Origin of the sequence: Streptomyces liangshanensis (assembly GCF_011694815.1) — a bacterium.
GTDB classification, from domain to species: domain Bacteria; phylum Actinomycetota; class Actinomycetes; order Streptomycetales; family Streptomycetaceae; genus Streptomyces; species Streptomyces liangshanensis.
Genome location: NZ_CP050177.1, coordinates 3,551,811 through 3,572,600, shown reverse-complemented (window position 1 = coordinate 3,572,600; position 20,790 = coordinate 3,551,811). Strand labels below are relative to the sequence as shown.

Sequence of the window (20,790 nt, the reverse complement as noted above, 5' to 3'; positions counted from 1 at the left end):
CTCCACGGTACGGAACGTCCCCCACCCCCGACCCCCCGGGTCCCGCTACCCCACCCCCTCCCGAGCCCCGCCCCACCAAGCCCCCCCACCGCCGCAGCGAAACCCCTACCCCCGGACCCCCACCCCCGCAGTCCCCCGAACGGCCCAACATCCCCCCGCCCCAGAACCACCTGTCTTCCCGAGCCGCCCGCCCGGCCCACCCCCGCCGAGCCGGACACGAGGCCCGGCCCGGCAGTGGCGACCCGCTGGGACGGCGGCCCCCGGCTACGCCAGGTGCCTAGCCGCGAAGTCCAGCTCCATGCGGACCTGCTTGATGCGCTCCTCCACGACGAGGGAGCCGTGGCCCGCGTCGTACCGGTACACCTCGTGCGGCGCACCCCGGGCCGCCAGGCGGTCGACGTAGTTCTCCACCTGCTGGATCGGGCAGCGCGGATCGTTGACGCCGGCCGAGATGTACACCGGCGCCCGTACGGCATCGACGTACGTGATCGGGGACGACGCCTCGAACCGCTCGGGCACCTCCTCCGGCGTACCGCCCAGCAGGGTGCGGTCCATCGCCTTGAGGGCCTCCATCTCGTCGTGGTACGCCGTCACGTAGTCGGCGACCGGCACCGCCGCCAACCCCACCGCCCACACCTCCGGCTGCGTGCCCAGCCCGAGCAGCGTCAGGTAACCGCCCCACGATCCCCCCGACAGGACCAGCTTCGCCGGGTCCGCGAGACCGGACGTCACCGCCCACTCCCGGACCGCCGCGATGTCCTCCAGCTCGATCAGCCCGACCCGGTGCTTGAGCGCGTCCGTCCAGTCCCGCCCGTACCCCGTCGACCCGCGGTAGTTGACCCGCACGACCGCGAACCCGTGGTCCACCCACGCGGCGGGCCCGGCGGCGAACGCGTCGCTGTCGTGCCAGGTCGGCCCGCCGTGGATCTCGAAGACCGTCGGGAACGGCCCCTCGCCCTCGGGCCTCTGGACCAGCGCGTGCACCCGCCCGCCGGGACCCGCCACCCACGCGTCCTCCACCGGCACCGACGCGGGCGCGGCGGCGCCGGGCGGGTCGAGCACGACCCCGCCGGCCGTGGACCGTACCTCCGGCGGCTGCGCGGCCGACGACCACAGATACTCGACGCTCCCGTCCGGCCGGGCCGTCGCCCCCGACACCGTCCCGGGCGGGGTGTCCACCTGGATCAGCGCGCGCCGGGCGAAGTCGTACCGCCACAGCTCCCCGCGCGCCTCGAAGCTGTGCGCGACGAGCAGCCCCGACCCGTCCGGATACCACTCCGCGTTGACGTCCCCGGGCAGCTCGATGGCGAGGTCGGTCTCCTCGCCGGTCAGCGGGTCCCAGACGATCGGCTCCCAGCGCCCCCGCCGCTGGTGCCCGACGAGCAGCCGGCTGTCCCCGGCCACCGGCGCGAACCCCAGCACCTCAAGACCCAGCTCGCGCGTCCCGCCCGCGGTGTCGTCGAGCTCGGCCACCACCGAACCGTCCAGCCGCAGCACCCGGACCGCCGAGTGCATCGCGTCCCCGTGCTCGGTGTGCTCGATCGCGAGCAGGTCGCCGTCGTACGACAGGTCCCCGACCCCCGCCGACTCCCGGTGCCGGTAGATCTCGACGGGCGGCTGCCCCGGCCGTACGACATGGAGCGTCGAACCGTCCTCGTCGGTGGACCGCCCCACCACGGACGTCCCGTCCCGCCCGAGCGCCAGCCCGCCCGGGTAGGAGGGCTCCAGCCCCGGGGTCGCGGGCTCGTCCCCGGATCCCGCTCCTGTCCCCGCCCCGGACGCCACGAACGGCTGCCGCATCCAGACCCCGAACTCGTCCCCGTCGGTGTCGGAGAACCACCAGATCCACTCGCCGTCGGGAGACAGCACCCCGTCCGTCGTCCCGTTCGGCCGGTCCGTCGCCTGCCGCTGCTCGCCCGTCGCCCTGTCCCACGCGTACAGCTCGTATGTCCCTGTCGCGTTCGACACGAACAGCGCCCGCTGCGGAGCGTCCTCCGCCCAGTCGGGCAGCGAAACCCGCGGCGCCCTGAAGCGCTTCTCCCAATCCGGCATCGAACCGGTGATCTGAGTCATGACCCCATTCTGCGCCCGGGCCAGGACATTCCGTCGGCCTACCGCCCAGCCTGTGGACAACCGCCTGTGGATAACTCTCCGACCAGCTCGGAGCCCTTTCCCGACCAGCCCGAATGCCACTCCCGGCCAGGTCCGAGATGCGCCGCCCCGCGGCCGGGGGCACTGTGGGGGGCGGACGCGTCGCGGAACCGGCGCCCAGGACGACGTCGAGGACCGGACGATGGCTGCTTCACCCCAGGCCGGGGCCGAAGGCTCCAGGATGTACGACGAGCTGCTCGCCGTACACATGATCATGCGCCGGGGCACCACCCTCGTGACGACGTCGTTCGCCCGTCTGACCGCCGGCGAGGCGGTCGACGTCAGAGCCCTGGTCAGGACGTCCCGCTGGCTGATCGCGTTCGTGCATCACCACCACGCGAGCGAGGACGAACTGTTCTGGCCCGTCCTGCGCGGCCTCTTCCCGTCCTCGGTCGCCGTACTGGACGCCCTGACCGTCGAACACGAAGCCCTGGACGTGGAGCTGCACACCCTCACCCGGGCCGTGGACGGCATCGCCGACCCCGCCGTCGCGGGCGAGCGCGCCAAGACCCTGGCGGTCGTCGGGCAGGCGGCGCTCGCCGGGCTTCCGTCGGCGCAGAAGGTCCAGGACCTCCTGGCAGCCCACCTGGACAGGGAGGAACCGGTCCTGCGCGACCTCTTCCCCCAGGTCCCGGACGCCGACATCGTCCGCGTCCGCAAGGCCATCGTCCACAGCGCCCCGCGCGACAGCCCGCACCTGGTGTTCGGCCTGATGGAGGACCCGGTGCGGGTGCCGGGCTACGCGGCGATGGCCGCCAACTTCCCGCCGCCCCTGCGCTGGCTGCGCCCCCTGCTCCTGACCCGCTACCGCGCCACCAAGAAGGCCCTGGGCGCGACGCGCTGACCGCTCCGTACCGCTGCTGGGGTACGTCCGCTCCGTACCACCGCCGCGCGCCGGACGTGCCCCGCACGCGCCGCCGCGGACGCGCCGTGCGCCCTCTCCGCCGAGGGGCGCCGGGCGATTGAATGCCGGGGAGCGGAGACGGTCACCCACGCACGACACGAGCGGGAGTGCGTATGGCGAGGCGGAAGACCCCCACCGGCGGAAGCGACAGCGGCACGACGGCCCAGGTCGAGACCCCCCAGGTCTCGGAATCCGAGGAGCTGCTCTTCGGGGGAGCGCTGCGGTACGACATGGGCTGGAACAAGCACGAGGACGCGTTCCTCCAGCTGAACCTGCGATCCATGATCACCGGGATGCCCCGACTCCTGCGCATGACGGGCCAGTTGGCCTGGGAGGCGGACCGGGGCGCCCTGAAGCTGGTGGCGTTGGCCGAGGCCGGGCGGGGGATCAGCCAGGCGGTCGGCCTGATCGCCGTCAACCGCGTCCTCGCCCACCTCCTCGGCGAAGGCACCACGGCCGAGCGACTCGCCGACGCCGGCGGCGCGTTGGCGCTGGCCGCCGGTACGGCCCTGGCGGGCGCGGTGCTGCGCGCCCTGGCCACGGCGGGTACGGGGCAACTGGAGCCGAAGGTCGAACGGGTCGCCACCGAGAGGTACTTGTCGCACACGGCCAGGGTGGAGCTGGAGGCGGTCGAGGACGACGAGTTCCACAAACTCCTCGACAGCGCCCAGTACGGGGCCAGTTCGGCGCGGCGCATGGTGCAGTACTGCCAGGGCGTCCTCAACGCCCTGATGTCACTCGTCGCGGCCGCCGGCGTCCTGGCCGTCCTGCACCCGGTGCTGCTGCCGCTGCTCGTCGCGATGACCGTGCCGAGCGCCTGGGCGGCCCTGTCGGTGGCGCGGCGCCGCTACGCGTCGTTCCAGGTCTGGGTGCAGCACTCCCGGGCCGGCCACCTCATCAGCCAGATGCTGATCTCCACGGACGCGGCGCCCGAGATCCGCGTCCACGACGTCGGCCCGTTCCTCCTGCACCACTTCCGGGCGATGTCCCAGTCGCAGGAGGCGGAACAGCGCCGCCTGGCGCGCCTCGCCGCCCGTACGGGACTGATCGCGGCCGGCTGGACGGGGCTCGCCACGGCCGCCGCGTACTCGACCCTCGGCGGACTGCTGTGGACCGGGACGATGGCGCTGGCGGTCGGCGGGACGGCGGTGTTGGCGATCCGGAGCGGGTCCGCGAGCCTGGAGAACCTTGTCCTCCAGGTCAACTACCTGCACGAGGAGAGCCTGTTCGTCGGGGACCTGCACCGGCTGTGCGAGGAGGCCGTCACCCGGTCCATCCCGACCGGGGGAGTGCCCCTTCCGCCGGACCCGGCGGAAATCACCTTCGAGAACGTGGAGTTCACCTACCGGGGCAAGGACAACAAGCGGGCGCTCGACGGTGTAAGTCTCACCATCCCGACGGGGAAGATCGTCGCGCTGGTGGGCGAGAACGGCAGCGGCAAGAGCACGCTGATCAAGCTGCTGTGCGGCCTCTACCAGCCGGACGCGGGCCGCATCCTGTGGGACGGTGTCGACGCCGCGAAGGCCGACCGCCAGGAACTGGTCTCGCGCGTGGCGGTCGTCGGACAGGACTTCTACCGCTGGCCGTTCACCGCGGCGGTGAACATCAGCATCGGCCGGGCCGACGTGCCGGTCTCGCGCCCCCGCCTCGAAGAGGCCGTCCGGTACGCGGGCGCCGAGGACCTGATCGCCGAACTCCCGCGCGGCTGGCAGACCTTGCTGGCCCGCGGCTACAAGGGAGGCCACCAACTGTCGGGCGGCGAATGGCAGCGCCTCGGCCTCGGCCGCGCCCACTACCGGTCCGGCCAGATCCTCATCGTCGACGAACCGACCTCGGCTCTGGACGCGAAGGCGGAACAACGCCTCTTCGAACAGATCCGCACCCTCGCCGACGCCGGCCAGACGGTCATCCTCATCACCCACCGCCTGGGCTCGGTCCGCGCGGCGGACCTGATCCACGTCCTGGACCACGGCCGCGTGGCGGAAAGCGGCACGTTCCCCGCCCTGATGTCCGACCACACCCCAGGCCCCCACCTCTTCCGCTCCCTCTACCAACTCCAGGCAGCCCAATACACCACCCTCCCTGCGGCGCCCGTCCGGCCGGGCAACTGACCTACTGGGCGGAGACGTTGATCCGGTCGGCCGCCTCCGGCCAGGGGACGGGCACCACGGCGTCCTCGGACCGCGTCGCGTCTTCCTCCCACCAGCCCGTGCCGTTCACCCACCTGAGCAACCACTCGGAGAGCGACGGCGCGTCCCGGAACCACACCTCGGCCCAGTCGTCCACGTAGCCGTTCGGCTCGAAGAGGAGGACGGGCGCATCCGGCCGGAGGCAGTCGACGGCGGCGTACATGGCGCAGCCCCACTCCAGGACGGGCAGCACGCCGTGCGGCCAGTGGGGCTCCGAGTCCCAGGTCTCCTCCGGCTCCGCCGGCCCTATCGACCCCGCCGGCTCCGCAGGCTGTACGGGCCGCTGCTCGCCGTACTCCGAAACAACCGTCTGCCCCTCCCCGAGCAGGGGAAACAGTGTGTAGTCGGGGCCGAACCCTCCGTTGGCGACCTCCGCGTACAGGCGCACGAGCAGCGGGGGCAGGCCGAAGCCGAGCAGCCGCTCCGCCTCGGCGACGGCGGCGGAGTCCACGCACGGCGGCAGCGGGGAGGACTCCTGGACGGCCAGCGTACGGACGCGGCGTATCAGTTCATCGTGATCGGACATGCAACGGATCGTGACATCCAGGTCTGACAACGCGGTGGTCAGGCCGCACACCCCGTCCCCCTCCTCTCCCAGGGCCCCGCCCCCGCCCCGTAACAAACACCTCGCCGGACCCATGGCCAGGTTGGATACCATGGCAGTGGCCTGCAGACCCGGCCCGCCCGTCACCGTGCGTCACCCGACCGAGCGACGCCGGGCGGACGAGTCTGCTGCCGCCCCCCGACTTGGGCCCGCCGCGGCACCGCCACCGAAGACTTACGTACGAAATGGAGCATCCAAGGATGGCTCGACACCTGATCACCAGCGCGCTTCCCTACATCAACGGGATCAAGCACCTGGGCAACATGGTGGGGTCGATGCTTCCGGCGGACGTCTACTCCCGGTACCTCCGCCAGCGCGGTCACGACGTCCTCTACATCTGCGCCACCGACGAGCACGGGACGCCGGCCGAGCTGGCGGCCAAGGAGGCCGGGCTGCCGGTCGCCGAGTTCTGCGCGCGGGCCCACGACGAGCAGAAGGCCGTGTACGACGGGTTCCAGCTCGCCTTCGACTACTTCGGCCGCAGCTCCTCCCCGCAGAACGCCGAGATCACGCAGCACTTCGCGCGCCAGCTCCAGAAGAACGGCTTCATCGAGGAGCGTGCGATCCGGCAGGTGTACTCGCCCGTCGACGGCCGCTTCCTGCCGGACCGCTACGTGGAGGGCACCTGCCCGCACTGCGGTTACGACAAGGCCCGCGGCGACCAGTGCGAGAACTGCACCCGCGTCCTGGACCCGACCGACCTGATCGACCCGCGCTCGGCGATCAGCGGTTCCACGGAGCTGGAGGTCCGCGAGACCAAGCACCTCTTCCTGCTCCAGTCGAAGCTCCAGCACGAGGTGGAGGCCTGGGTGGGCCGGCACGAGGAGCAGTGGCCGCAGCTGTCCTCGTCGATCGCCCGCAAGTGGCTCACCGAGGGCCTCCACGACCGCGCCATCACCCGCGACCTCGACTGGGGTGTCCCCGTACCGGCCGACACCTGGCCGGAACTCGCCGCGGACGGCAAGGTCTTCTACGTCTGGTTCGACGCCCCGATCGAGTACATCGCCGCGACGAAGGAGTGGTCGGACGCGGCGCCCGACGGCGAGACCCGCGACTGGAAGTCGTGGTGGTTCGAGGCCGACGACACCGTCCGCTACACCCAGTTCATGGCCAAGGACAACGTCCCGTTCCACACGGTGATGTTCCCCGCCACCGAACTGGGCGTGCGTGAGCCGTGGAAGAAGGTCGACGTCGTCAAGGGCTTCAACTGGCTGACCTTCTACGGCGGCAAGTTCTCCACCTCCCAGAAGCGCGGCGTCTTCACCGACGCCGCCCTGGAGTTGCTGCCCGCCGACTACTGGCGCTACTTCCTCATCGCCAACGCCCCGGAGTCCGACGACTCGTCCTTCACCTGGGAGCACTTCGCCGCCACGGTCAACAAGGACCTGGCCGACACCCTCGGCAACTTCGTCAACCGCGTCCTCTCCTTCTCCCGTAAGCGCTTCGGCGACGACGTCCCGGCGGGCAACGCGGCCGGCGAGGCCGAGGCGAAACTGGGCGAGGAGATCGCGCGGCTGCTCGGCGAGTACGAGGAGTACATGGACGCCCTCCAGTACCGCAAGGCCGGTGCGGCGCTGCGCGCCCTGTGGTCGGCGGGCAACTCGTACCTGGAGGCCAAGGTCCCCTGGACGGAGGTCAAGACCGACCCGGAGGGCGCGGCGCTGACCCTCCGTACCGCGATGAACCTCATCCACCTCTACGCGATCGTCTCCGAGCCGTTCATCCCGGCCTCGGCCGCCGCGATGCGCGGTGCCTTCGCGCTCGAAGGCGACACGGCGACCTGGGTGACCGCCGACGAGGCCAGGTCCTTGGACGCGGTCCCGGCCGGTACGCCGTTCACCGTGCCGCCGGTCCTCTTCGCGAAGCTCTCGGACGAGGACCTGGAGACGTACCGCACCCGCTTCGGCGGCGCCGACGCCTGAGCCATAGCCCGACGCCGGCGCCTGGCTTCGAAGCCTGGCGCCGGCGTCCGCCGTTGTTCAGCCGCCGAGCAGGTTCAGCATCGCCTGGGCGCGGTCGAAGCGGTCCTCGGCCGCGCCCAGGGACACGGCGGCCTCGGCGAACTCGCAGCCCACCGACCGCCCGGCGGCGGAACGGGCCGCGGCGGCCGCGTAACGCTCCCGTACGGTCATCGCGTCCTGGCGCGCCGCCTCGTACTCCGCCCTGATGAGCGCGACGGGGTCGTTCGGGACCTCGTCGGACGACGGGTCGGCCGTCCGGGGCTCGGCGGTGAGTGGCGGGGGTGTCGGGATGGTTTCCGGCGGTACGTTCCCCGCGGGCGCCTCCTCCGCCGGTGGTGCCGGCCGGTTCGGGCGGGGTGCGTCGAGGAAGGCCTGCGGGACGGTCGGGGGCGCGGCCGTCGGGGCGGGGGTGACGGGTGTCGCGGGGGCGGTGGTGTCTCCTGTCCCGTTCCGGGCCCCGGGCTGCACGCCGACCACCGGGTTGAGGACGGGTGCGGTGCCGGCCCAGGTGTTGGCCGTGACGACGGGGCGGGGCGGCTCGGGAGCCGTGAGTGGCGGGGCGGGGGCGGGGGTGATCTCCGGGGTGGGGGCCGTTCCCGGGGCGGGGGCGGCCTCGTGAGCGGGGTCCGTGGTCGGGGGTGTCTCCCGGACGGGCGCCGCCTGGGCCGGTGCGAGCGGTGCGAGCGGTGCGAGCGGTGCGAGCGGTGCGAGCGGTGCGGGTGGCGCGAGGGGTGCGGGTGGTGCCTCGGCCCGCGCGGGTTCCGCCGCCGGTGCCAGGTCAGCGACCGGTGCAAGATCCGCCGCCGGTGCCAGGTCAGCGACCGGTGCAAGATCTGTCACTGGCGCGGGGTCCGTGACCGGTGCAAGGTCCGCCAACGGTGCGGGGTCCGTGACCGGTGCAAGATCCGTCACCGGCGCAAGGTCCGTTACCGGTGCGGGCTCCGCCAACGGTGCGGGTTCCGCCACCGGCGGGGGAGCGGCCGCGAGCAGGTGTTCCTCCGCGGTCTCCTCCACGCGCGGCAGAGGCCCTGCGACCCCGGGTGCCCGAGTGAGGGGGGTCTCGGTGACGGCCCCGCCGAACAGTTCCGGGAGCGCCGTTTCGAGGTCGCCGATCAGCTTGCCGTCCGGACCGAGCGGCAGCATGCCCAGCAGGCCGCCCGGTGCCCGTACCTCCAGGGTGCGTCGGGGGCCCTGGAGGACCACCGTCAGATCGAATTGGTAGTAGCGGTAGGGCCGCTTGACCTTGCCCGTACGGGAGTTCTCGTCGTTGTCCCCGTCCCGGAACACCTGGCCGAAGCTCTGCGCGACCCCGCCTTCGGCCGACGCGTCGCCGTACACGGTGGTCGGGTCCACGCCCGCGCCCACGACCCGCGGACCCGCGCCCGCCGACCAGCCGCGCGACTCCGCCTCGGCGTACGACGTGGTCGTCTCGTTCTTGGAGTACCGGGCCGCGTCGTACGCAAAGCCCTCCTGCGGCCCGACGACGTGGGCGCCGTCCAGCCGGAAGCCGACGGTGACGTTCCCGCCGTCGACCGGTACGCCGTAGGTGTGCTCCAGCAGCTGCGCGATGTGCGTCTTGAGCATGCCGGTGCCGGCGAAGTGGGCGTACGCGGGGCCCGCGGTGGTGGTGAAGTCCGGGCCCCGGGCGTCCCGGCTCGCGGCGGCGGCGCCGAGGTCCGGCGCCCGCCTCGCCGCGGACCCGGCGACGCCCGCCCAGCGCTCCACCGCCGCCGCGGCGGGGACGGCCAGCGGGTGCAGGCCGTGGAGCAGCGCCTCGGGGAGCCCGGGCGGCGCGGCCGGCGGCCCGGCCCAGCGCGGCTCGGTGCCGAGCGACTGGCTGACCGGTACCACCCGCTGCTCGCCGGCGGGCCCGGTCAGGTGGGTCGGTACGAGGAGGCGTACGTCACCGGTCGGCCGCGCGTCGCGCTCGAACCACGTCCACGCCCGGTGCCCGTCCAGCCATCGCGCGATGGCGTCGCGCGAGTCGAAGCCGTGGTGCGCCGCGCTCAGCAGCGCGTGGTGCGCCCCGGTGAGCGGCAGGTCCAGGACCCGGGGCAGCTCGGTCGTGCCACCGACCTCCACGCGGAAGTCGACCTGGTGGCTGAACTCCTCCAACGTGTCCTGCGGGTCCGCGTCGTAGACCTCCGACCCGGCGCCGCTGTCCGCCACCGTCCGGCTGCTCGTGCTGCGGTACCCGGCGCCGGTCTCGAAGCCGGCGTCCGTGGTGCCGTCGGTGAACCCACCCACCCGACTCCGCACATCGCCGCCGGACGACTTGAACGTGCCCTTCTCGTCACGGGTGTTGGACGTGGCCGCCGCCGCCACGTTGAGCTTCATCTCGGGGCGCGGCCGGTGGGCGTGCGCGGGGCGCACCCGCTCGGCCACGACACGTACCCATACGTACGAGGTGGCGCCGAGGAAGCCCGGCACCGGCAGCCAGGACCAGACGCCGGTGCCCAGCAGCACGGGCAGTTGGTTCGCCAGCGACTCGGAGGAGTAGAGCTGGTGGAGCGTACGGGTGAGCAGGTCGGGGCGCGGTGAGTCGGCCGACTGCCCGGTCCGGAGCACACCGTGCGCCGCGAGGCGCGCGACGATCGTGTCGAGGACCTGGTCGGCGTGCATCACCTCGGGGCGGCCGATGCCGCTCGCGATGTCGGGAACGAGGTAGTCGCGCTCGACGGGGGCGGGGAGCGGTTCGCGCGCTGCTGCCTGCTCGGCCGGTGTCTGTTCAACTGCCCCCTGCGCGACTGCTTCCTGCTCAACTGCCGCTTGCTCGACCGCTGGCCGCTCGCCTGCCGCCTGTTCCCCGGTCGTCTCGCCCGCCGGCATCACCTCCTCCAGCGTCCGTGGCGGTACGAGGAGTTGGAGGCCCTGGGTCACCGACAGGTACCCGGTGCGCTCCTCCTGCCGGCCGCCGTTCTTCCAGCGGACCGCCGTGACCTCGAACACCGGGAGCGAGTCCACCTCGTGCGGCGCGCCCCGGTAGGTCGCCTTGTTCCGGTTGAGCTGCCCCGGCTCCTCGCGGTGGGTGGTGCTCCAGCCCCGGGAGGTCCACACCCGCCCCTGGGCGTAGAGGTGACCGCCGCTCGCGCCCACCGAGGAATGCTCCCCGGCCTCCGCGCCCAGCGCCGTGATATAGCCGCCCACGGTGCCGCTGACGCCGACCTCGACCGTCGTCCCCCGTACCGAACCCTGGCCGCTGTTCACCTCCTTGGTGTCGACGATGTCCGTGGCCGTCGCCGTCTCGCCGAGGTCCTGCGGCGCGTACGCCCGCAGCCGTACCCGCAAGGCCTGCTGGAAGCCCTTGCGGTGGGCCAGTTCGGGTTCGTGGCCGAAGCGGCCGACCAGGTCGTTGAACGCCGCGCCCAGGACGGCCGGGTCGGCCAGGGCGTGGATCTCGTCCGGCCACAGCTCGGGGTCGCGGGCCCACTCCTCCCCGAGACCGTTGAGGTCCGCGTACAACGCGGCGGCGGTACGGGCGAGTTCGGGCGCGGGCAGGAACGCGGGCACGACGCCCCCGGTGCCGCCGCGCGCGAAGTCCAGGTGCTGCCCGTCCCGGCCCGGGCCCGCCGGCCAGGACTCCTCGCGCTTCGCCGTACCGACCCCGGCGGCCTCCGCGGCGGTGACCGGTGTCCCCGGCACGAACGCGTGCGGCACGACGACCTGCGCCACCACGTCGCCCGGCCGGTCGATCCACCAGGTCTCGGTGGGTCCGTCGGCCCGCGGCTTGCGCAGCGCCTCCTTCTTGTCGCGCGCCGGCCACGAAGGGACCTTCAGCGGGGTGAGCCGCTGTTCGTAGACGACGTTGTACGTGTGCTCGTCGGCGCCCGCCTTCGGCTTGGACCGGCGGCTGGACTTGTTGCCGCCGGTGAACGACACCTCGTTGCCGCGGCCGTAACCCACATACCCGCCGACGCTGCCGAGCTGGAGCGACAACAGGTCGAGGATCTTCACCCGCAGACCGCCGCCGACGTTGGCCCGCACGGTCCAGTTGGTACCCCGGCGGGACGAGACGCCGCCGCCCGTACCGACGACCGACTCGACCTCCATCGTGGTCGCCACGTCGCCGGGCAGCCGCTCCACCAGGTGGCCGCGGACGTAGAGGCGGTACGGCCGGCCGCCGACCCACACGGTCCGCCGGTAGCCGGCCATCACGCGGCCGGGGTCCTGTTCCAGGACGGGCCGGCCGAAGGTGCCCGACAGGTCCCGTTCGACGGTCGTCCAGTCCGCGACCTTCGCGCCGCGCCGCTCGACGTCGTCCCGCAGGGCGGCGAGGAAGTGGTCCTGGACCAGTTCGGCGCCGGGCAGGCCGAGGGTCGTGGCGTAGCCGCCGCCCTTGCGGGAGGCCAGCGCGCGCGGCTCGCGCGGGTGGGGCGCCGGGAGCGGCGCGTCCAGCCGGGCGGGCCGGGTGGTCCGGCGTACCGGCCGGGTGCCCGACTCCTTGAGCAGCGCGCGAACGTGCGGCTGCGCGTCCACGGGACCCGGCAGCAGCGCGGGGCGCGCCGCCTCGTCCGCCGGGTCGACCGGCGGGCGGAACAGCGGGGTGCGTACGGCGCCCAGCACCCGCCGCTCGAAGTCGGCGGCGTGCGGGCGGCCCCGCCACATCGTGCCCAGCTCCGACTGGACCGTACGGGTCACCTCGCCGATGTCCGGGTGGGTGGGGGAGGTCACGGACACCGAGAGCCCGAGCCCCGCCGCGTACGTCACCTGCGGCTTGGCGGACTTGAACTCGGTGTGGCGGGCGGTGGTCGACGACAGCGTGAACCCGACGCCGCGAGCGGCCGATCCGACGACGGAGACGTCGGGGAAGCGGCCCGTGACCGGAGCGCCGCCGCCGTCCGTCAGCCCGCTCAGGGAGACCCCGGCGCTGACGGAGACGCCCGAACTGCCCGCCACACCGGCGGAGCTGCTGCTTCCCAGCCCCTCCAGGCCGCGGCTGAGCCCCGGCTCGGAGAGTCCCAGGAACTGGAGGTCGGCGATGCCCGCCTTGATGGTGAAGGAGGCCCGGAACGGCTTGGTCCGGCCCGGGATCCCTGCCTCGATCGGCCCGGTGGACAGTCCGGACGTGAGCACCCAGCGGCCCTGCTGGCGCAGGCTCTTCTCGGCCAGCCACGCGTCGAGCTGGGTCATCACGTCCCGTACCGTCACGGCGGGCAGCCCGGCCTCGCGCAACTGCCGGTGCAGTCCGGTGATCAGCGGAACGGTGTCGAGGGCGTTGAGGTACTGCGGGTTCCGTACGGGCCGCTGCACCTCGGGCCGCCCGTCCGGGGTCTGCGGCGGGGTGGCGTCCAGCACCGTCGTGTCGGGCGTGACGTCGGCGGGCAGCGCGGGCGGGAAGACAACGCCGAGGTCGCGCGGGACCTCGGCGTCGTTCGCCTGCTCCTCGCCGTCCACGAAGACGCGGAACCGCAGGTGGGAGTCGGCGGCCGAGAAGTCCTTCCACTCGGCGTGGGTGCGGTGCGCGGTCTTGACCGCGGCCTCGTACCCGCGGCTCTCACCGGTCGAGGCGGTGACGGACACACGCGGGACGGGGTAGAGCGCGGACGCGTGCGCCGAGGCCACGTCCACGGCGACCATCGCGGCGGAGGTGAGGGCGGAGGTGGTGGTCCGCGCGCCCGACCGGGCGGTGCTCCGGGTGCCGACGCGGAACTCCCGGTCGCCTTCGGGGGCCCACCCTTCGGGCACGGGGACGGGGGCGGTTTCTGTTACGGGGGCGGGGGCCGGGACGGTTTCGGGTACGGGGACGGCCTCGGCGCCCGTCGGGAGCGGTGCCGGGCGGGCGTGCGGGCGGATCCCGGCCGGGACGGGCTTGAGCCACACCAGTTTCCCGCCGACGACGAGCGTGCGGCCGTTGGCCAGCAGCTCGTTCCACCCGGCGACGTCCTCCGAGGCCAGGATCTCCCGGAGGACCGGGGTGACCGCGTCCGCCAGGGTCTGGTCGGTGAGGTACGAGGTGACGATCGAGGCCCACATGTGGGCACGCCCGTCGGACCACCGCGGCACCTGGGCGACCTCGGCGTCGCCGAGCGCGCCGTGGTCCACGTACCAGGGGTAGGGCCGCGCGTGATCGGGCTCGTTCTCGGCGAGGGGGGCGGCGGGAGCAGGCGCGGGCGCGGGGTCGGGTGCGGGGGCTTCGGCGCGCGGGGCGCGCGGCAGGAGGTTCGTACGGTCGCGGCCGTCCGCCCGGCCCTTGCCCTTGTCGGCCGACGTCCCGGACGGGCCGGCGGCGATGTCGGTGGTTGTGGTTGTGGTTGTGGTTGTGGTGGCCGTGGTCGTCATGGTGGCCGTGGAGGAGCCACCGATCACCCGGCCCAGTTCGCCGCTCTGGACGAGGTCGGCGATCGCCGACGCCGTCCGGCGCAGGTGGGCGTGCTGGAGGTGCGGCGGCAGTTCTCGGTACGCGGCGGCGACGTCGTCGTCCGTGGCCACCCGGCTGTCCCCCCGGCTTCGCAGGCGGAGGTTGACCTCGTTGCGCAGGCCGGCGGGCACGGCGTCCGCGACAGCCCCCGCATCCGCCTCCGCGCCGGGCCCGGTGAGCGACCCATCCGTACCAGCGGCCTCCAAGGCCTGCGCCGGCAGGGGCAGGAGTGTGGCCGGCTCCGAACGGTCGCCGAACCACCACCCCTCCGCGTTCCCGATCGGCGGCCGGGCGTCGGCGCCGGTGAGCGGCTCCAACAGGTCCTCCACCGCCCGCGGCAGCACGATCCCGCGGGGCTCCGTGCTGTGAGGCGGCAGGGTCGTCCGCGTGACACCGCGGACCAGGGCACGCAGGTCCTCACGCGAGGCGAGGTAGCCGACGGCCGCCTCCCAGAGCGCGTCCCGGACACTGTCCGGCTCGCCTTCCGGGGGCGTCGGCAGCGGAAGCCGGCGAATGGCGTTCTCGAGCGGGAGGAGGGAGAGGTCACCGGGACGGTTGTGCAGTCCGCGGACCAGCGTGTGGACGGCGGACTCGGTGAACGCCGTCAGCTCGTCCAGCGAGAAGTCCCGCGCCTCGTCCGACCGCGTCGACAACCAGCTGTTGTCGGAACGGACGTTCACCCCTCCCATCGCCGGCATGGCGGCGGTCGAGGCGTAACCGGTCCGCCGGGCGACGGCCGGATAGGCGTCGGGGCCCGTCCGGCGCATGACCGAGTTGCGGCGGGCCAGCCCCATCCCCCTGGTCCAGAACGCCGGGGGGAGCGCGGCGACGCGCGGCCCCTGGAGCTCGGGCTGCGTCTGTGCGTAGTTCTCCTTGATGACCTCCAGGGCCAGCCGCGGGAAGGGGTGGCCCTGGGTGGCCGCGAGGGTGGAGTTGGTGAAGATGCCGCTCTTGGTGTTGATCGCGAAGGCCGCGTCGGACGCGAGGGTCTCCCAGAGACTGCCGACGTTGCGCAGCTCGTTGTCCCCGTCCACGTACAGACCGGCGAAGGCGGCGACGATCTCCAGCCGCAGGATGTCGCTGGCCGCCGCGTAGCCGGGGCCGGTCTGCTTGGCCAGCTCCGTCATGACCTCGGCGTGCAGGCTCAGGGGCCTGGCCTCGTTGAACACCTCGTGGACGTTGACCAGGGCCACGCCCCGGTCCCGCGCCCAGTTGACGAACCGCCAGACGTCCGCGTAGTACGCGTCCTCCGGAGCCTCCTCCAGGTCGCGCACGGCCTCCACGGCCCAGCGCGGTACGTCGCTCCAGAGCGTGAACATCGCCTGGCCGCGCAGGCGTTCGGCGTCCCCGCCGAACTGGTCGCGGAACGATCCCCCGGGCCCGCTCTCGGTGAGGGGCCCGCCCAGCCAGATCGCGTGCACCAGGCCGGGCATGTGCACGGTCCGGTCGGGCAGCGGCTCCACGTCGGCGCCGGGTGACCAGCGGGTGTCGGCGCGCTCGTGCGACGCGCTCAGGCCGGACACCTCCCAGGTCGCCGGGTCCATCAGCGCGGCGGAGGGGCTCTCGGCCATGTCCATGTTGTAGAGGAACTGGACGGTCCGGTCCGCGTCGAGCCGGGTGTAGTCGTACGGGGTGCCCGTCGCCGGGTCGGTCAGGAACTCCGGTACGGGGTAGGGCTCCAGCAGCCCGAAGAGGTCGACGCCCAGCGGCCCGGGCCGGTCCGGGAGCCGCCCTTCACCGAAGCCCCTGCGGTCGGCGTTCTCCTGGAGGTTGCGGATGATCTCGCGGGCGGTCGCGGAGAGGGATCCCGGGGCGGTCTCGGGCGCGGGCACCCGCGCGGGCGCCGCCTCCGGTCCGCTGTTCTCCCGGCCCTTGCCCTTGCCGTTGCCCTGGCCCTCGCCCTGGCCCTTGTCGTCCGACGTCGTTCCGGAGGGCCCGGCGACCTGCTCGTCCTGCTCCGCGTCGGTCACGGTGACCGTGCCGGTCGCCGGGGCGCCGCCCAGCATCCGGCCGACGGCGCCGGTCTGGAGGATGTCGGCGACGGCGGCGGCCATCAGGCGGAGGTACGACTGCTTGAGTCCCGGGGGCAGTTGCTCGTAGGCGGTCCGCACGTCCTGGGGGTTGGCCACCCTCGTGTCGCCGCGCCCGCGCAGGTGCAGGTTGACCTCGTTGCGCAGGTCGCCGAAGTGCGGAGCGGGAGGAGCCGGAGGCAGCGGCGCGTGCGACGGCAGCGGGCCGCCGAGCGCGAGGTACAGGTCGGTCTGGCCGGAGGTGAGCTGCTGGCCCATCACGATCGCCGTGAACGCCTCCGCCACGAACTCGTTGGGCCGCTCGCTGTACACGCTCAGTTCCGTCGCGTGCGCCAAGGCCTGCGCCGTGAACCGCGTCCCCTTCGCGTCGAAGTGGCGCGCCTGGTTCTGGTTCTGGTGCAGGCCGTGCCCGATCTCGTGGACGATCATCGCGATGTCGTCCGCGGCGAAGCGCATCTTCACCGCCCCGAACGTGCCGCTCGCCGTCCGGAGACGTTGTGCCGTGCTCCTCAGGACGGGCGAGAGTACGAACCTGTTGGGGGCGAAGTACTCGGCGGCGGCGCCCCAGCCGTTTCGCACCTCGACGTGCTCGACCCGGCCGTCGTCCAGGATCTGCAACTGCCGTCCGTACTTCGGGAGGATGAACTCCATCGGCGGCACGGTGAACCCCGCCTGCTGGACGCGCGTGACGGCCCGTACCGCCTGGCCGATCCGGGCGTCCCGTACCTGCGCGGGCTCGGTGGGGTCGTAACGCACCGTGATCTGGGTGCTGTTCACCGGCACCTGCATCGTGTGCAGCGCGTTGTACGGCACGTTGATGTCGCTGGCATACGTCCGGTCCGGCCGCAGGAGGTACGACTCCACCTCTGGGAACGATGCCTGTCGGTCGGCCGTGAACCGCTCCCACACCGTGGAGTCGGCCGCCGCCCGGGAGCGCCTGACACCCAGGCCCGGAGTTCTCGCGTCACCGAAGATCGAGCCGATGACGTGCCGGAACACCTGCTCCGCCTGCTGGAGGATGTACTGCTGCGCCGTCGCGGACATGCCGCCGTCGGCGTTCCTCGGCTCCAGGAACGCCCTGTCCAGCGGATCGTCGGAGTCCACCTGGTCCGTCGTCATCCGCCGCAGGACCTGGCCGATGGCCGGCTCCACCGTGGCGTACGCGGCCCGCTGGGACGGACTCAGCCAGGTCGGGGCGCCTCCGGAGAGCCCACCCGGCCGGGGGGTGGGCCGGCCCTCGGACAGCGCCCGGGCCAGGCGCGGGGCCTCGGCGGGGTCCGCCTCGGGGGCGGTGAGCAGGTGGTGCGCGACGATCACGACGTCCTGGTCGGCCGGGGCCAGCCCCGTGAAGTCGTCCGCGTGCTCCTCCAGCCGGCCGGCGATCCCACCGAACGGAAGCTCCTGGAACTGCCTCACCAGCGTGTACGCGTCCAACACCGCGACGTGCACCGGGTTGGTGGGGGCGCCTTCACCGGGCGCCTCGGCCGGGGCCTTCGCCCAGGCCCGCTCGAAGGCCCGCAGCGCGCGCGAACGGTCCGGCACCGGGATGACCTCGGGCGGCTCCACGTACCAACCGTCGCCGTCCGCCGGATAGTCGACCACCGTGTGCGGGAAGTCGGTGGCGAGGGAGTGGTCGATGTCGTCGTCGGATTCGGTGCGCGTGCGCGTGCGCGTGCCCGTGCCCGTGCCCGTACCGGTGTCGGGGCCGGGGCCGGGTGCCGGTACGGGCGGGGGCGGCGCGGTCACCGTGAAGCCGACGTGCTCGGCGCCGGGGAAGAGCCGTACCAGCGCCGGATGCACCTCCACCGGCACGGTGACACCCTTGCCGGTGATCCACCGGATGTCGCCCGCCTGATCCCCCAGCGAGGTGTGGAAGAGGTCAAGTGCCGTGTGCCAGAAGGGGATCCGGTCCGCAGGCGGCAGCTTCTCCGCCGCGCGGGCGACGGCGGGCAGGTAGACGCCGCCGGGACGGTTGCGCAACTCCGCGTGCAACTCGATCACGAGCGTGCGGACGGTCGAGAGCAGCCGGTCCCGGGACACCTGGGTCGCGGTCTCGGAGAAGCCGACGTTCCAACTGTTCTTGCTGCCCGGTGCGATGACCTCCGGGGGGATCGCGCCGAGGCGGAAGCGGTCACCGGCCGCCGGGGCGTCGGCCGGGGCGTTCGCCGGGACGTCCTGCTGGGTCAGGCCGAGGGCGCGGGCGATCGCGTCGTAGGTGACCTTGTTGGGGCCGGTCCGCTGGACGACCTCGATGCTGGGCTGGTGGAGGCGGTCGCCGAAGCGGGTGTTGTCCTGGTTGATCGTGTCGTCGTCGACCTGGCCGAGGCCGGCGAACGGCTTGCGCAGCAGGGACGCGTAGGTGAGGGCGTAGTTGGCGCGCAGCAGGTCGCGGTAGACCCCGACGGCGGTGCCGCGGGCGACGGACGCGACGGCCGCGTTGGTCAGGGCGCGGGAGTCGCGCCCCGGTGCGTCCTGGGGGTTGCGCGGCATGTCGACGCGTACGACGGCGAACCCGTCCGGCCGGTCCGCGACGGGCCGGAGCTGCTTCACCAGGCCGGTGATCGTGTTGTCGCCGTCGGAGTACACCCCGCCGAACGTGTGCAGCGCCTCGACCCGGAACAGGTCGCTGGCCATGGCGTACGACTTGCCGCCGCGGGCCCGCTCGGTCAGGATCTCGGCCTGCGTCGAGGCGGGGGTGGCGGCGTTGAACACCTCGTCGGCGTTGACGAGCACGATGTTCGGGCGTCCGGCGGCCCACTCCAGCATGGAGGCGGCCTGGGCCTGTCGTTCGGTCACGGGCCCGTCCGGGAGCCGCCGTACCTCCTCGGTCTCGGCGCGTGTCAGGTCCGTCCACACCACGAAGGTGATGCGGGGGTTGGCCCCGGCGGCGGCCGAGACGTTCTGCCGGAAGTCCGTACGCGAGCCGTGCGGCCCGTCGTCGTGGAGGGGACCGCCGAACCAGATGCTGTGCGCCAGGTGCGGCATCTCGTTGCGCACCCGGTGCCCCGCCGCGTCCCGGGCGGCCGACCCGGTCGTCACGGTGCGCGGCTGCCGGGGGAGCGTCCGGGGGGAGAGTTCGGCGGCGGTGGGGCGGTCGGGGCGGCCGAGGTCCAGCGCGTGGAAGAAGGCGGTCAGCTGGTCGGGGCGCAGTGCCGCGTAGTCGTACGGGTGCCCCTCGACCTGGAGGAAGTCGGGCGCCGGGGCGGGGTTGCGCACCCCGAACGGGTCGCCGCCGAACGCGTCCCGGCGACCGATGGTCATCGAGGCGAGCAACTCGGCGGCGATCCCGCCGAAGTCGCCGGGCTCCGCGGGCGGAACGGCGGGGGGCGGCACGGGCGGGGCGCCGGCGCCGGCGCCGGCGAGGGGTGCGGGCGGTGTGGACGATGCGGGCGGTGTGGACTCTGTGGACGGTACGAACGGTGCTGACGGTCCGGACGACGCGCCGGCCACCCGTACCCGCTCCAACAGGCGCCTGAACCAGGGCGCCCCGCCGGGCAGGGCGCCGGTCGGCTCCGCCACCTCCTGAACCGTCGGCAGCGGCTCGCCCCCGGTCCGCGCGGACCACTCCCGTTCCGCGCCGGTGAGCCGGTCGAGCGCGGCGTCCAGGCGGACGGCCGCGGCGGCGACGGCGCTGCCGTCGGCGTGGGCCGACGCCTGGATCCCGGCCGCGTGCGCGGCCCTGGCCGTGTCCAGCGCGTCCTGCGCCGTGATCGCGTCGCGCCGGGCGTCGGTGTACCGCTGGAGGGTGTCCGAGTGGTCCTGCGACTCGACCGCCGAGGGCTCCTGCCCCCGGTCCGCGGACGGGCCGCCGAACTCCGCCGGGACGTCCGCCTGCGTACTCCAGGGGCTGTCCGTGATCAGCACGCCCAGCGAGGGCGCGGATCCGAGGACTTCGCCGCCGGGGCCCAGCTCGACCCAGAGCAGGGGGGCGAGGGGGTTGTTGTCGTCGGCGACCGGCACGAGGACCGGGGTGCCCAGGGCGTCGGCCAGCGCTTCGGGCAGGGTGAGTTCGGCGGGGCCGGCCGCTTCCGCCGTTCCGGGCGTCCCCAGGGCCGCCGGGGTCATGGGGACGGGGAGGATCACCGGCAGGCCGGGACGCCAGTCCAGGTTCTCCCGGAGGAAGTCCGGCAGGTCGGTCAACGGCACGCTGTGGGAACCGAGTTGCACGGTCCGCCCGGCGTGGTCGTACGTCGTCCCGTAGAGCACGGGCGGCGCCGCGCCCTCCGGCTTCACGGCTCCCGGCAGGAGGTCCCGGGCCAGTACCTGCCCGGCGAGGACGCCGTGGCGGAGTATCTCCGCGGCGACGAGGTGCTGCGCGCGGACCATCGCCGGGCGGATCACGACACCGGGGCCGCCGGTCGGGCGCGGTACGAGGGGGGCGATCCCGCGCGGGTCGACACCCGGCAGAACCTGATGGGCCCGCACGACCATGATCGTCGAAGCGTTAGCCAACGCCAGCGCCACGTCGCCGGGGTTCCGCCCGGGATCGGCAAGCGCGGCAAGGGCGGCGTCGATGTCCCAGCGGTCGCGGACGGCTCCGCTCGCGGCGACGCGGGGCACCGCAGACACCGCTGCTTGCCCCGCCACCTGCGC

At 73.5% G+C, this 20,790-nt stretch carries 6 protein-coding genes; 3 read left to right on the top strand and 3 right to left on the bottom strand.

The window, feature by feature from the left end; genetic code table 11:
* Positions 1-264: 264 nt before the first annotated feature.
* Positions 265-2,073 (bottom strand): S9 family peptidase, encoded by a 1,809-nt coding sequence (locus tag HA039_RS15345; RefSeq protein ID WP_167029540.1) that lies wholly within the window; start codon positions 2,071-2,073, stop codon positions 265-267.
* Positions 2,074-2,293: 220 nt separating this feature from the next.
* Here HA039_RS15345 and HA039_RS15340 point away from each other — a divergent pair, with 220 nt between their 5' ends.
* A complete protein-coding gene (locus tag HA039_RS15340; protein WP_167029537.1) occupies positions 2,294-2,995 on the top strand; it encodes a hemerythrin domain-containing protein in 702 nt (233 codons plus the stop codon).
* A gap of 173 nt (positions 2,996-3,168) precedes the next feature.
* Positions 3,169-5,166, top strand: coding sequence for an ABC transporter ATP-binding protein (locus HA039_RS15335; RefSeq protein ID WP_425086348.1), 1,998 nt, complete (start codon positions 3,169-3,171; stop codon positions 5,164-5,166).
* A gap of 1 nt (position 5,167) precedes the next feature.
* Here HA039_RS15335 and HA039_RS15330 read toward each other — a convergent pair whose 3' ends face one another.
* The gene (locus tag HA039_RS15330; protein ID WP_167029534.1) at positions 5,168-5,770 is read right to left on the bottom strand and encodes an SMI1/KNR4 family protein; all 603 of its coding nucleotides are present in this window, start codon (positions 5,768-5,770) and stop codon (positions 5,168-5,170) included.
* Positions 5,771-6,048: 278 nt separating this feature from the next.
* On the opposite strand from HA039_RS15330, the gene metG reads away from it, so the two are divergent.
* Positions 6,049-7,770: a methionine--tRNA ligase gene (gene metG / locus HA039_RS15325; protein ID WP_167029531.1), complete on the top strand. Its 1,722-nt coding sequence runs from the start codon at positions 6,049-6,051 to the stop codon at positions 7,768-7,770.
* Positions 7,771-7,827: 57 nt separating this feature from the next.
* On the opposite strand, the gene HA039_RS15320 is transcribed toward metG, so the two are convergent.
* Positions 7,828-20,757 carry a hypothetical protein gene (locus HA039_RS15320; RefSeq protein ID WP_167029529.1) on the bottom strand — a complete coding sequence of 4,310 codons (12,930 nt, stop codon included), beginning with the start codon at positions 20,755-20,757 and terminating at the stop codon, positions 7,828-7,830.
* Between the last annotated feature and the right edge of the window lie 33 nt (positions 20,758-20,790).